Consider the following 13,102-nt stretch of genomic DNA (forward strand, 5'->3'; position numbering starts at 1 on the left):
TGACTGTGTCGGTCGCCCCCGATGGACGTACAGCCGTCCCAGCCGGGGCTTCCAACGGACTCAGCGGCGTCTGCACATCGAGGCGAGCCAAGCCGGCATCGCGGGCACGGCCGCCCACGAAGAGGTTGTTGGGGAGGGAGTCCAGGACGAGTGACTGTCGAGCGACCCCCTCGGCCCCCGCATCCGGGTCAGGAGGCTGGGCCAAGGCTTGCGCCGGCAAGAGCCCTACCAGCATGGCTGCGCCGAGCGCAGGGACGAAGGAGGTGCGCAGACGACGGCGCACTGATGGCGGAGCAGGCACAGCAAGTCCCCCCGGACTTTGGAGCGAAGCCTGGGCAGTGCACAGGTGATCGCGCGTAGAAACGGCGCCGATTGTGTGCAGTTGCGATGCAGAAAGGCCAGCCCCAAGTCATTCAAGTGACAACTGTCACGTTTGGTAATGGGGCAACTTCAGCATCAAGGTGCATGAGTGGTCGAATTGTGACGCCACGAGGTAATGACTCATAGTCATGCCGAGCGGAACCTATGGCTCCAAATTTGGTCGAACATCCTTATTCGGTAGGCATTTTTGTCCCCGCTTGCCGCCAATGTACTGCTGCGTCGGCGTGAGGAGATGCACCAATCGCGCACTTGCGTGTCTGTGGTGCCTGTGGCGGGGTCGCTTCGTGACTGGCTGCACCAGGTGACGGTGGTCAGATCTCTCGGCGATGATCTGCTGAGTCGTCGCGCGAGAGGCTGTTCTGTGCCCCGCGCGGCCAGGCAGGGATGTCACCTGGTCACAGCCGTCTGTGGGGCAGGCCGCTGGGGGGAAGGAAACAACGCTCATGACGAGCAATCGGGGCCGCGCGCCCGCAAGACGGTCACTGACCGTTGCTACTACTGTCGTCGTGCTGGCCTCAGGCCTCGCGTACGTCGGCTTGAACCACCGGGGTGATGGCAATGGTTCAGGCCATTTGACGAAGTCGCGTCCCAAAGTTGCCCTTAGCGAATCGGGGGCCGCTGCGCTTGCTGCCAAGTCCGGCAAACCGGTGGAAGCGACGGCCTTGCGGACCTCGTACTCGACGACCTGGGCCAAGCCTGACGGGCTGCTGCTCCGACGGGTCCACTCCAGCCCGATCCGGGCCAAGGTCGCCGGTACCTGGAAGGCGATTGACACCGATTTGGCGAAGGTCGAAGGGGGCTGGGCGCCGAAGGCGACCAACACCGCCATGGTCTTCTCCGCCGGAGCCGACACTCCGAGGAAGGGTCAGAAGAAGCAATCCGAGCGTGCGTCCCGCGCTACTTCGGTGCGGCGCGTCTCGCTCATGTCCGAGATCACCCCGGGCACCGGGAACACCCTGGCGACGCTGTCCGTCGGCGATCACCAGATCGTGGTGACCTGGCCAGAGGCCATCCCCACTCCGATCATCGACGGGTCGCGGGCGCTCTACCCCGAGATCCTCCCCGGCGCCGACCTCGTACTCACCGCTGACGACGGGGGCTTCGCCCAGCTGCTGGTGGTGAAGACCCGTGAGGCTGCTGCGAACCCCAAGGTGGCGCAGTTGTCGTACGGGCTCTCCTCGCCGACGCTCACCTTCGCCCTCGACCCGATGACCCGGATCGTCAGCGCCGTGAACGAGGACGGCGATGATGTCGCCGAGTCTCCGACGCCGCTGATGTGGGACAGCGCCGGCACCCCCGCGCTCACCGACGGAGAAGGCGGCAGCACCGCCGCACCCGAGCCCGAGGTGCTGCCGTCCGAGTCAGCCGAAACGACTGAGCCCGAACCGTCGGAATCGGTCACCGAGACTCCCGAGCCCACGGACTCCGTCAACGACGGTGACAACGGCGACATCTTCGACGAGGTCCTCCCCGAGGCGAGCGACGAAGCTCCCGACCCCGCATCGACCGGCAGCACGGGCAGCACGCCGTCCGCACCCCCCGAGGCCAGTCCTGAACCGTCCCAGACGGGAGCGGCTGCCACGCTCTCCCTGCCCGGGCTCAACGGTCCGCAGCCGGACTCCCATGGCACCGTCGTGGAAACCGACTTGAACGGCTCGACGTGGACGGTGGCCGCGGACCAGGAGTTCCTGGCCGACCCCAGCACTGTGTATCCGGTCTTCATCGACCCGTCCGTCAACAAGCACACCAACGACTGGACGACCGCCTACGACCGCCACCCGTACGCCAAGTTCTACAACGGCAAGAACTTCAACAAGGGCGGCACCCACGAGGCGCGCGTCGGGTACGAGTCCGACACCTGGGGCACGTCCCGGTCGTTCTTCTCCATCGACTGGGACAAGGACCTCAAGGGCGCCATCGTCAAGGACGCACGGCTCTACGCCCTGGAGACCTACTCCTGGTCCTGCAGCGCACGCTGGATGGACGTCCACATCACCCAGCCCATCAATTCCAAGACCAACTGGAAGAATGCGCCGTCCATGCACCCGGGCAACCGGATCAACGGCGGCAGCTTCGCCCACGGCTGGAAGTCGGGCTCCTGCCCCGACAAGTACGTCAGCTTCGGTGTGAAAGACACAGCCCAGCGCGCCATCAACGGCGGCTGGCCCACCATGACCATCGGCTTCAAGGCCGGCGACGAGAAGTCCCAGTACGCCTGGAAGAAGTTCCAGGCCAACGGGGGCAACGACCCCTTCGTCGAACTTGAGTACAACCGCAAGCCGAACACACCCACGAACCTCGACCTCGCCCCCGACTTCAGCTGCGACACCACCGCCCCTTACATCAACGTGGGCTCCTCTTCGCTCAGTTTCTGGGCGAAGGGCAGCGACAAGGACGGCAACCTGTCCTCCGTCAACTTCGAGCTGTGGCCCACCGGCGGAAGCGGCAACCTGCTCGGTTCCAAGGGCAGGGCCCCGCTCACCGGAGAGGCCGGAGTCACCCACACCGACCCCGTGGCCACTGGCTCCACCGGTCTCAAGCTGGTCAACGGCCAGACCTATTCGTGGCGTGCCAAGACGGTCGACAAGGCCGGCGGCGCCTCCGCGTACGCCCCAGGGAAGACGCCCTGCCGGTTCGTCTTCGACAGCACGCGGCCCTCACCCCCTGTCGTGATCTCCACCGACTACCCGGACGCCGACGGCCAGGACAACGGCTTCGGCAACGAAGGCGAAGACTCCACCTGGAGCAAGAAGAAGTTCGGCGAGACCGGCACCTTCCAGTTCAAGGCCGGCCAGACCGATGTCGACTTCTACGAGTACGGGTTCAACCAGGGCGGCCGCGACTTCAAGGTCGAGCGCACCGCCGGCGCATCCGTCGACACCCTGACCACCATCAGCGGCGTCAAGCCGCCGCTCGCCGGCCCCAACGTCCTCTACGTCTGGGCAGTAGACGACGCCGGACACCGCTCCGAGGCCCGCAAGTACTTCTTCTACGTCACCCCGCGGGAAGAAGCCGACACACCCGGCGACTTCACCGGTGACAAGCTGCCCGACCTCATGGTCGTCGACGCCAACGGAAACCTCCGCCTCTACCCTTCCGAACTGGAGAAGGACCAGTCCAAGGGAAGCGGCGACCTGGGCTTCTCCATGTCGGGCGCCTACCGGAGCAACCCGGCCAAGGACCCGAACGGCGGCGACGGCGTTCCCACGTACGCAGGCCCGCCCTCCGGGTACTGGAAGAACACCCTCATCACCCACCTCGGCGACATCTACGGCGCCGACGGCCTCCAGGACCTCGTCGCCCGACGCGACGGAAAGCTGTGGGTCTACCCGGGCGACGGCTACGGCGCGGTTAATATCGACGACCGCCACGAAATCCTCCTCCCGTCGAACGCACCCGACCCTGCCGAGTACAGCCAGATCGTCTCCGCGGGCGATGCCACAGGCGACGGCAAGCCCGACTTCTTCGTCACCACCGGGACGGAACTCTGGGCCCTACTCGGATACAACGGAGCATCCGTACAGCAGGCAGTCCGCCTCTCCGCAAGCTCTTGGTCAGACCGCGACATCGTCACAGTCCAGGACATCACCGGCGACGACGTACCCGACCTGCTCTACCGCAACGACACAGCCGGCAAGCTGTACCTGCGCGTCGGCAAACCCGGCCAAGGCGGCGCCGACCTCGACTCACTCGCCTCCGCAGCCAACTCGGCCTCTCCGAACGGCGTCGACATCACTTACGGCACAGGAGGCTGGGAAGACGAGAACGTCCGACTCATCCACGGCACCGCCGACGCCAACGGCGACGGCACCCCCGACGTCTGGACCATCGCCAAGGACGGAGCCGTGCGTTTCTACGCCGGCGCCCGCACCGTCCTCCCCGGAGCAGGCGAAGTGATCATCGCCAACACCAACGGCATCGGATGGACCAAGAAGCTGGCCATCGGCTGACGCAGTACCTCACCACAGCACGGGCCCCGGCTGGAGATTCAGCCGGGGTCCGCTGCTGTGTGCATATCTGACCATTGAATCGTGCATTCTCGTCGGCTCTGTTCCGTAAGCGGTGGTGATGGTTGGCGCAGGAGGGAGCGCCGAGGTCGGCAACGCTGCCCACGAGGTCCGATGTGGAGCACGTCTGCTCGCTTCAAGCTGCTTCCCCTTACGTGCGTACGGGTGCCAAAGGCCGATGTCGCAGGCTACGTGGGGGAGCAGGGGCGCATGAAGGGCGGAAGTGCGTGCATCGTCGGCGTCACCCCGAACCGGGGGCGGGGGTTGACCAGGCAGGTGTTGACCTGCGCGATGCCGGCATGCGTGCTGCTGTCCCTCAGGGTGGCGAGCGCCCAGGGCCGCTGCGTAGCCCGAGCCAGCTGCGGTGCTGGCTTGGGGGTAGGCGTGGTCGACGACGTCGCCCACAGCGAAGACGCCAGGGATGTTTGTACGGGTGGAAGGGCGGCGGGCACAGAGACCGGTCCGGTCGACCGCTGGGGGATCGACACATTTGCGTGATGCACCGTCAGATAAGTCAGCATTTGGTCAGCATCAGTCCCCCACGTTCCGAACAGGCTGGCTGATGGGAAGCTAATCGGCAGCGTCACAACGGCCTGGTGTCCGCGGAAGCGCAGGCCAGAAGCCCCTTCGTCCGAGGCGATGGATTTTCCTTTAGATCTCCGATCTGACGCCCGCCGGTGTAGAGTGCAGGACGCCCTTGACCTGCAGAAAGCAGGCAGGGAGCCGTCGTCAAGGAGCTCACATTGCTGCGCACCATGTTCAAGTCCAAGATCCATCGGGCCACCGTCACGCAGGCCGATCTGCACTACGTAGGGTCCGTGACCGTCGATGCCGAGCTCATGGAGGCGGCGGATCTGCTGCCCGGGGAGCTCGTGCACATCGTCGACATCGACAACGGCGCACGGCTCGAGACCTACGTCATCGAGGGTGAGCGCGGGTCCGGGGTGATCGGGATCAACGGGGCCGCGGCGCACCTGGTGCATCCCGGGGACCTGGTGATCCTCATCAGCTACGCCCAGGTCGAGGACGCCGAGGCGCGTGCGCTCACGCCGCGGGTGGTGCACGTCGACCGGGACAACCGGATCGTCGAGCTCGGCTCGGACGCGTCGGCGCCGGTGCCCGGTACGGAGCAGGAGCGCAGCCCGTACGCCGTTTCGGCCTGAGGCGGGCGAGGGCGTGACGCTGGTCCTGCTGCACACCTCCCCGGTGCACGTCCCCGTCTTCGACGGACTGCGGGACGTACACCGGCCCGGGCTGGCGCTGCGGCACCTGGTCGAGCCGGAGCTGCTGGCGCGTGCCCGTACGGCGGGCCCGGAAGCGGTGGCCGGCGAGCTGGTCGCGCTGCTCGCGCCCGTCCTCGCCGAAGGGGCGGCCGCGGTGCTCTGCACCTGCTCCACGCTCGGTGCGGTCGCGGAGGGCCTGACGGGGTGGCTCGGCGTGCCGGTCCTGCGGCTGGACCGGCCGATGGCCGCCCGGGCGGTGGCCCTCGGCTCCCGTATCGAAGTGATCGCCACCGTCGAGAGCACGCTGGCGCCCACGGCCGGCCTCCTCGCCGAGGAGGCCGGGTCCCGCCCGCTCGACCTGCGGACCCGGACGGTCGCCGGGGCGTGGGACCGGTTCGAGGCGGGCGACCTGCCCGGCTATCTGGCGCTGGTCGCGGCGGCCGTGGACGAGGTCCGGGACGCCGACGCGATCGTCCTCGCCCAGGCCTCGATGGCTCCCGCTGCCGACCTCGCGGCCACCCGCATCCCGGTCCTGTCCAGTCCCGCCCCCGGCCTGGCGGCCGCCGCAGACCTCGCCGCAGACCTCACGGCCGGTGGAACCGCGCCTCCGGGGCGTCCGCGACCGGACCGTTCAGGACCGGCTGCGGCTTGCCCTTGAGGTGCAGGTCGAAGAACGCGCCCACGTAGCGCCGGGTCAGCTCGATCGACCGGATCCCGGGCAGCGGCGCGTGGGGGTCGGGCAGCCCGAGCTGGTCGCCGATCGCGGGGAAGTCCGTGAAGGAGAAGTGGCCCGAGCCGTCGAAGGTGATCCACCGCTTCCAGCCGCCGAGCAGCGGCCAGTCGCGGTCCCAGCTCTCCTCGTCGCCGGGGGCGGTGTCCGCCGCGCCCAGAAGCATGAACGGCCGCCCGCCGAATCCGCCCGCCGGCACCGGGGTCATCAGGGAGCCGTCCATGTCCACGCCGGCGCGCACCCGCCGGTCGACGGCCATCGTGGCGGCCGTGGCGGCGCCGCCGATCGAATGGCCCGCCATCGCGATCCGCTTCCGGTCGATCAGCCCGGCGTGCCGCCAGGCCGGGCGCGGTCCGGTGAGCCGGTCCAGCACGAAGGAGACGTCGAGCGCGCGCCCGTCGCTGACCTTCCGGTAGCCCTTCACGTCGCTGACCTGGTCGCAGGCCAGGCAGTCGAGCAGCCGGCCGCCCGGGAAGGCCGTCCCGGTGGCCTCGTACGCGTGGTCGACGGCGGCGACCACGTAGCCGCGGGAGGCCAGGTCCTCGGCGAGCGCGGTCAGGGTGGCGCGCGAGACGCCGAAGCCGGGGGAGAGGACGATCAGCGGGTACCGGCCGCCGAGCGGCCGGGCGCCCTCGCGGGAGTACATCGCCGTCCCGGCCAGCGTCTCGGCGGGGATGAGCCTGTCGAGCTCCCGGGCCTCGAGCATCCGCCGGGCCTCCTCGACGCCGAGGTAGCGGGCCGGGCTGCCGCCGCCCGGCCGGGCGGCGGGGTAGCGCAGGGTCACCATCAGCTCGCGCGGCCCGGAGCCCGCCCAGGGGTCGGTGCGGCTGCGGTCCACGAGGTGCAGGGTGTCCTGGCCCACGGCGAACTTCCCGGTGGGCCGGGGGAGTTCTGGCAGGGTCTGCCGGTCGGCCGCGGGGGCGGCGACGGACAGGGGAGCGGTCGCGGCGGCGGGAGCGGCGGCCTGGGACGTGCCCGCGGCGGCCAGCGGGAGCGGGAGGGCCAGGGCAAGTAAGGCGGCGGCAGCGGCCGTTCGGTGCTTGTTCATGATCTCGAACCTAAGCGGGACCCCCCGGGGGGTCTTCAACTCCGAGGAGGACCCCCGTGTCAGCCTCCGGGAGGCCGGACCGGCAGCGCGTCATCCCGAAGGGGGAGCGGCCCGGCCGGGCGTCCGCAGCGCCGCCCACCCGGTCGGCGGGTGCCAGGAGGCGGCTGCGGGACGCGCCCTGCACAGTGGGGCGTATGCGATCAAGCCGTGCACTGACCCAGCCGCCCGAACCGCAGCCCGCACCCATCCCGGAGCCCCCGCCCGAGCCGCAGCCGGCGCCCGTGCCGCAGCCCGTCCCCGAGCCGTCGCCGATCCCCGTCCCGCCCCCGCCTGCGCCGATCCCGCCGCCGGGCCCCTTCGACTGACGCGGACGGACCGAGGCGCACCGCGCTCCGGGGTGCTGCCGGGACCTGCGCCCGGACGCCCCAGTCAGCGCACTGGAACCCCAACTGTCACTTGCAAGTGCGCCGTTGAGCCCCCGGCGACCCCCTTGTCATGCAATGATCCCGCCGTTAGGTTGCGAGATTCCTGATGCCTTCAAGGGGGGCTCCCATGGGTGTACGGGGCCGGCACCGCCGGTACCAGCCGAGCAGCATCAACCGGGCCTCGCTCACGGTCACCGCGGGCGGCGCAGGGATCATGCTCCCCCTCATCGGAGCGGGCTCCGCACACGCTGCTTCCGTGGACACGTGGAACAAGGTCGCGGCCTGCGAGTCGAGCGGCAACTGGCACATCAACACCGGCAACGGTTACTACGGCGGCCTGCAGTTCAGCCAGAGCACCTGGCGCGAGTTCGGCGGGACGGTCTACGCCCAGCGGGCCGACCTGGCCGGCAAGGGCGAGCAGATCACCATCGCCGAGAAGGTGCTCGACGGGCAGGGACCGGGTGCCTGGCCGGTGTGCGGCCAGCGGGCGGGCCTGGCCCGCGGCGGCCCCGAGCCGGACACCGGCGGGGGCAGGGGCACCAAGCCGCAGAGCCGCACCGCCAAGCCCGTACCGGGCCAGGGGGCGAAGCCCGGCAAGGCCAAGGCCACCCAGCCCCGGGCCGTCCTGCCGAAGGGTGCGATCCCCAAGTCGGCCCGCCCCGCGCCGGGTTCCCCGTACACGGTCGTCCCCGGCGACTCGCTGTCCGGCATCGCCGGCGAGCAGCACGTACGCGGTGGCTGGCAGGCGCTCTACCAGGCGAACCGCCAGGTCATCGGCTCGGACCCCGACCTCATCATGCCGGGGCAGCGCCTCAGCCTGACGGTGACCGGGCGCCCTGCGGTCCCGGCGCCCTCACCGGAGAAGCCCCCGCGCACGGCCAAGCCCGTCCCCGCGAAGCCGTCGCCCGCCAAGCCCGCCAAGGTCAAGCCCGCGTCGGACACCGCGCGCGGCGGCTGGTTCGCCCCCGTCGCCGCGAGCGTCGGTACGCCGTACCGGGCCTCGGGGGGCTCCTGGTCCAGCGGCTACCACACGGGCGTCGACTTCCGGGTCTCGACCGGGACCTCGGTACGGGCCGTCGCCTCCGGGAGCGTGGTCTCGGCCGGCTGGGCCGGGGCGTACGGCTACGAGGTCGTCATCAGGCACGCGGACGGGAAGTACTCCCAGTACGCACACCTGTCAGCGCTCAACGTCCGGGCGGGTCAGCAGGTCTCCGGCGGGCAGCGGATAGCCCGCTCCGGGTCGACCGGCAACAGCACCGGCCCGCACCTTCACTTCGAGATGCGGACGGGTTCCGGATACGGATCGGACATCGACCCGCTCGCGTACCTGCGCGGCCGCGGCGTCCAGATCTGACGGCGGGGCAGCGGCGGCGGACTGCGCGGCCATCGGAGGCCGGCCCGCCGTCGCTGCGACGGCTGCCGCGGCCGCGGCAGCCGTCCGTCGTCCCGTTTCCGCCACCCGCGGTGCCGCTGCCCGTGGTGCCGATGTCTGCTTCGCCTGGGCGGCTGAGAGCCGCTCGGCGGTCAGCAGCACGATGCCCGCCGCCGCCACGGCTCCGCTGAGCAGTGCGAAGGCCGCGCCCGCCGCGCCGTACCGGAACGTCTCGCCGAAGAGGGTGAGGCCCACGGTAGCGGCGATCACCGGGTTCACCACGGTCACGGTAGCCAGCGGGGCGGTCAGCCCCGCGCCCCGGTAGGAAGCCTGGGAGAGCAGCAGCCCGGCGGTGGCCAGGACCGCGATGACCGCCATGTCGCTCAGCTCCGCCAGCGGCGCGGCCGCCGACCACTCCACCGCCACGGACTTGGTGAACACCGACGCGATGCCGAAAGCCGTACCGGCTGCGGTCGCCAGCAGCACACTGCGCACCACGGCGCCGTGCACGCCGCGCGCCAGCACGAACAGCAGGACCACCGCGGCCGCGGTGAGACCGGTCAGCAGCCCGCGGTCGCCGTCCGTCAGCGGCTCCGAGCGCGCACCGCCGGTCAGGGCGAGCAGCCCGGCCAGGCCCGCCGTCGCCAGGACGGCCCCGCGCCAGGCGGTCCGCCCGGCCCGGCGGCGTACGAAGAGCGCGGCCAGCGGCAGCGCGAAGACGATGGTGAGCGCACCGAGCGGCTGCACCAGGCTCAGGGGGCCGAAGGCCAGCGCGAAGACGTGCAGGACCGCCCCGAGGCCGTTCAGCCCGACCGCGATCCACCAGCCGGGCTGCCGCAAGGGTGCGTACGGCTGCCCCGGGGTGCTGACCGCCACCCGCTCCTGGACGATCGCGCCACTGGCGTAGGCGACTGCCGACACGAGCGACAGCAGCACCGCCAGTGCGAGCGCACTCATGGGAATCTCCGGGTCGGTGCGTCCATGTTCACAGAATGCCTCTCCCGACTCGAGTATTCCTCGTGCTGCGGTAGGGACCCGGGCCTACTCCGGCGGCAGTACGCGACTACGCGCCCGCCGGGCCGTCCGCCGCCGGGTCCGCCGCCGGGTCCGCCGCGGCCCGGCCGGGGTGACCGTACCGTTGCGGCGCGTGACGGGTTTGGAGACCGGGGGCGGCGCTCCGTAAAGTTCTGCCTTTGGGACTTTCCGCAGCACGAGCGATCGAGGAACGGCAACGGCCATGACGGTGACTGAAGAGATCCAGGATTACGGGCCGGGAATCGACCCGGAGCGCCTGGCCGTCTGCCTGAGCGTGCTCGAAGAGCTCGACAAGCTGGACGTCGACCACCCCGACGCGATCATGGTCCGCCGGGCCACCGCCGGGATCTACCGCACCGTCAAGCAGCGCCGCCGCCAGGACCGCCGCGCCGCCAAGACCGCGAACGACAAGGCCGTCACCGAGGCCACCGCCACCGGGTCCGCCGAGCGCATCGACGACGAGACCCAGGGCAACGCGCTCACCACGGCCACCAAGGGCCCGATCGCCGGGATACTCCAGCGCCCGCGCTCCTGCTACGTCTGCAAGACCCGGTACGTCGAGGTCGACGCGTTCTACCACCAGCTGTGCCAGGACTGCGCGGCCTTCAACCGGGCCCGCCGCGACGCCCGCACCGACCTGACCGGCCGCCGTGCCCTGCTCACCGGCGGCCGCGCCAAGATCGGCATGTACATCGCGCTCCGCCTGCTGCGCGACGGCGCGCACACCACCATCACCACGCGCTTCCCCAACGACGCGATCCGCCGCTTCAAGGCGATGCCCGACAGCCACGAGTGGCTGCACCGCCTGAAGATCGTCGGAATCGACCTGCGCGACCCGGCACAGGTCGTCGCGCTCGCCGACGCGGTCGCCGCCGAAGGCCCGCTCGACATCCTGATCAACAACGCCGCGCAGACCGTACGCCGCTCCCCGCAGGCGTACAGCGAGCTGGTCGCCGCCGAGAGCGCACCGCTGCCGGCCGGTGAGCTGCCCGCCGCCGAGGTGATCGGCACCTTCGGCAGCGGCACCGTCGACCGCGTCGCGGCCCTGCCGGCCGCCCGCAAGGGCGAGGGCGAGGGCCTGAGCGCTCAGGACGTCACGGAGCTGGCGCTGGTCTCCGGCTCCGCCTCGCTGGAGCGGATCGCGGCCGGCACGGCCATCGACGCCGGCGGCCTGGTCCCGGACCTGCACGACACGAACAGCTGGATCCAGACGGTCTCCGAGGTGGACCCGGTCGAGCTGCTGGAGGTGCAGCTCTGCAATTCCACCGCGCCGTTCATCCTGATCAGCAAGCTGCGCCCGGCGATGGCCGGCGCGGCGGCGGACCGCAAGTACGTGGTGAACGTCTCCGCGATGGAGGGTGTCTTCGGCCGCGGCTACAAGGGCGCCGGCCACCCGCACACGAACATGGCCAAGGCCGCGCTGAACATGCTCACCCGCACCAGCGCGCAGGAGATGTTCCAGAAGGACCGGATCCTGATGACGGCCGTGGACACCGGCTGGATCACGGACGAGCGCCCGCACCCGGACAAGATCCGTCTGGCGGAGGAGGGCTTCCACGCCCCGCTCGACCTGGTCGACGGCGCGGCCCGGGTCTACGACCCGATCATCCGCGGCGAGGCGGGCGAGGACCTGTTCGGCGTCTTCCTGAAGGACTACTCCCCGGGCAACTGGTAGCCACGCCCCCGGGAGCCGGCCGTCCCGGCTCCCGGCAGCCGGTCGTCATGCCGTGCGGCCGTACACCCCGGCCGCCACCAGTTCCAGGACCGGCCGCCAGTCCTCCAGCACCCCCGCGTCCAGGCCGACGACCTTTCCCGCGTCGTCGGCCTGCCGCAGGATCACCGCGGCCTCCGCCTCCGGATCCGCCGCGAAGGCTCGTACCTCGGCCGCGCTCATCACCCCGCCCTGCGCCGTCAGCGTCAGGGCGCTCTGCGGTGACAGCGCCCGCTGCGGCTCGACGGCCGCCAGATAGCGCTTGGCGGGTACGTGCAGCTGCACCAGCCGGGCCACCCGCGCGCCGAGCAGCGGCCGGACGGCCTGCGCCGCGCGGTCGGCGTGCCCTGTGTCATCACCCGGATGCAGCAAGTGCCCCAGGTCGTGTACCAGGCCGGCGACCTGCAGCTCCTTGTCGAAGGGGTGTGACCTGCGCAGCAGCGCCGCGGTCTGCAGCGCGTGGTCGTGGAGGTCGACCGGATCCCCGCTGCGGTCCGGCGTGTCCCAGGCGCCCTTGCAGCGGTGCAGCAGATCCATCAGTTCCCCCACGTCACGGACGTATCGAACCGTCTCCGCCACCACAACTCCCTCCGAGATCGGCCGTCTGCGTGCCGAGCACACCACGAGTGGGTGAACGGCGCGCCGAACTGCATGCTGAACACAGAGCGACGGACAGGGGACAGGCCGGAACTGGCCCCCCTATCGAGCGGAAGGGCGCTCATATGTGTACTCTGAGGGACACGGAAGGCCCCACCAAGGTCGTTTCCGTACCTGAACACACGGCGCCACCGCGACCGGACTGCCCTTTTCCCCCTGCCCCGACGGATGGCCAGAGCGGCCGGCAGTGACCGTACGCGGACCGCCCGGCGGGTTACGCGACACAAAGGAGTGCGCGGTGACACCAGAGTTGAAGAAGCACGACAAGAGCCTGACGGACGGCGCCGAACGGCCCGCCCGGAGCGACGAACTCGGCAGCCTCGAAGTGTGGGCGCGGTCCGCCCCGATCCGGCTGGCCGGCTACGAGGACGACCTGGCGGAGCCGCACATCCTGCCGGGCATCGACTGAGTGCACCCGGGTCCGGGGGGGGGGGGGGGGGGGGGGGGGGGGGGGGGGGGGGGGGGGGGGGGGGGGGGGGGGGGGGGGGGGGGGGGGGGGGGGGGGGGGGGGGG

At 70.7% G+C, this 13,102-nt stretch carries 8 protein-coding genes and 2 pseudogenes; 6 read left to right on the top strand and 4 right to left on the bottom strand.

Going from position 1 to position 13,102, the window contains the following annotated elements; translation table 11 throughout:
• The first annotated feature begins 1,028 nt into the window (after positions 1–1,028).
• Positions 1,029–4,331 (top strand): DNRLRE domain-containing protein, encoded by a 3,303-nt coding sequence (locus ACZ7H1_RS30815; protein ID WP_470791057.1) that lies wholly within the window; start codon positions 1,029–1,031, stop codon positions 4,329–4,331.
• A 384-nt stretch (positions 4,332–4,715) separates the two neighbouring features.
• On the opposite strand, the pseudogene ACZ7H1_RS30820 reads toward ACZ7H1_RS30815, so the two are convergent.
• Positions 4,716–4,829, bottom strand: a pseudogene (locus ACZ7H1_RS30820) (thioredoxin-disulfide reductase); the annotation flags it as partial.
• A 302-nt stretch (positions 4,830–5,131) separates the two neighbouring features.
• Here ACZ7H1_RS30820 and panD point away from each other — a divergent pair.
• Both panD and ACZ7H1_RS30830 read left to right on the top strand, forming a co-directional pair.
• The gene (gene panD / locus ACZ7H1_RS30825) at positions 5,132–5,551 is read left to right on the top strand and encodes an aspartate 1-decarboxylase (protein ID WP_470791058.1); all 420 of its coding nucleotides are present in this window, start codon (positions 5,132–5,134) and stop codon (positions 5,549–5,551) included.
• A gap of 13 nt (positions 5,552–5,564) precedes the next feature.
• On the top strand, positions 5,565–6,269 hold the full coding sequence (locus ACZ7H1_RS30830; RefSeq protein WP_470791059.1) for an aspartate/glutamate racemase family protein: 705 nt from the start codon (positions 5,565–5,567) through the stop codon (positions 6,267–6,269).
• On the opposite strand, the gene ACZ7H1_RS30835 is transcribed toward ACZ7H1_RS30830, so the two are convergent.
• Positions 6,196–7,389 carry an alpha/beta hydrolase family protein gene (locus ACZ7H1_RS30835; RefSeq protein ID WP_470791060.1) on the bottom strand — a complete coding sequence of 398 codons (1,194 nt, stop codon included), beginning with the start codon at positions 7,387–7,389 and terminating at the stop codon, positions 6,196–6,198. The two genes, ACZ7H1_RS30830 and ACZ7H1_RS30835, sit on opposite strands and share 74 nt — an antisense overlap.
• A gap of 552 nt (positions 7,390–7,941) precedes the next feature.
• On the opposite strand from ACZ7H1_RS30835, the gene ACZ7H1_RS30840 reads away from it, so the two are divergent.
• Positions 7,942–9,168, top strand: coding sequence for a transglycosylase family protein (locus ACZ7H1_RS30840; protein WP_470791061.1), 1,227 nt, complete (start codon positions 7,942–7,944; stop codon positions 9,166–9,168).
• A 186-nt stretch (positions 9,169–9,354) separates the two neighbouring features.
• Here the strand turns inward: ACZ7H1_RS30840 and ACZ7H1_RS30845 are convergent.
• Positions 9,355–10,143, bottom strand: a pseudogene (locus tag ACZ7H1_RS30845) (DMT family transporter); the annotation flags it as partial.
• Between the two features lie 280 nt (positions 10,144–10,423).
• Here ACZ7H1_RS30845 and ACZ7H1_RS30850 point away from each other — a divergent pair.
• Positions 10,424–11,896, top strand: coding sequence for an SDR family NAD(P)-dependent oxidoreductase (locus tag ACZ7H1_RS30850; RefSeq protein ID WP_470791062.1), 1,473 nt, complete (start codon positions 10,424–10,426; stop codon positions 11,894–11,896).
• Between the two features lie 45 nt (positions 11,897–11,941).
• Here the strand turns inward: ACZ7H1_RS30850 and ACZ7H1_RS30855 are convergent, their stop codons facing one another.
• The gene (locus ACZ7H1_RS30855; RefSeq protein WP_470791069.1) at positions 11,942–12,469 is read right to left on the bottom strand and encodes an inositol oxygenase family protein; all 528 of its coding nucleotides are present in this window, start codon (positions 12,467–12,469) and stop codon (positions 11,942–11,944) included.
• Between the two features lie 358 nt (positions 12,470–12,827).
• On the opposite strand from ACZ7H1_RS30855, the gene ACZ7H1_RS30860 reads away from it, so the two are divergent.
• Positions 12,828–12,998, top strand: a complete 171-nt coding sequence (locus tag ACZ7H1_RS30860; protein ID WP_470791063.1) for a hypothetical protein — start codon at positions 12,828–12,830, stop codon at positions 12,996–12,998.
• Positions 12,999–13,102 lie beyond the last annotated feature (104 nt).

It is taken from the genome of Streptomyces sp. NPDC037401, assembly GCF_055602345.1.